Raw genomic sequence first — 626 nt, forward strand, 5'->3', positions numbered from 1 at the left:
AGTACTCGTTCTTAATGACGAAATAGGAACCGCGTATGGTTCCGGCCAGCTTCGACTTCTGCCGAGCGAACTTGAACGAGGCGAGCTCCGTGGGGACTTCCATCCCGTCGGAGAGCTTGAACCCAACCGCTCGTTTCCCGCGGTCGTCGACGGTGTACATCACATTGATCGACAGGCCGTTCTCGTAGAAGACGTATGCCATCCGAATGTTCTCGACCTGGAATGTCGTCGCCTCGAGCGGGCGAGCGGAGATGACGATGCCGCGTTCTTCTGTGAGGATCCGGCTCACCCAGTCGATGGTCGGCCCGGCGTTGTCCGCGGGCTCGACCGTGAAAACGTGGCCGTACTTGTTCTTGAAGTACCGGGCTTCGTTCGCCCGTAGACCAGCGAGCGCGGCCGCGGCCGGCGACGACTCCAGGCCGACGGTCGATACGGTGTCGAAGTCCACGGCATAGGGCATGGCAAACTCCTCCGCGTGTGCGTTTCATCCTTATTGTGGACAATAGCGCTGAATTCAGCGTATGCGCTGGTAGCAAAGGTAGAGGATCCGGCAACAGCGGCGTGGATCAAAGGGCGGGGCTGGGGTGCGGGCATCCCGAGGCGGCGGAAGCCCGGATAGCCGGGCA

At 61.3% G+C, this 626-nt stretch carries 1 protein-coding gene; it reads right to left on the bottom strand.

Features of this window, described 5'->3' with window-relative positions; all coding sequences use genetic code 11:
- Positions 1–460: hypothetical protein (locus MJ783_RS14325; RefSeq protein ID WP_239310937.1), on the bottom strand; the 460-nt coding region annotated here is incomplete at its 3' end.
- Between the last annotated feature and the right edge of the window lie 166 nt (positions 461–626).

Source organism: Protofrankia sp. Cj3 (assembly GCF_917627355.1).
Lineage (GTDB): Bacteria > Actinomycetota > Actinomycetes > Frankiales > Frankiaceae > Protofrankia.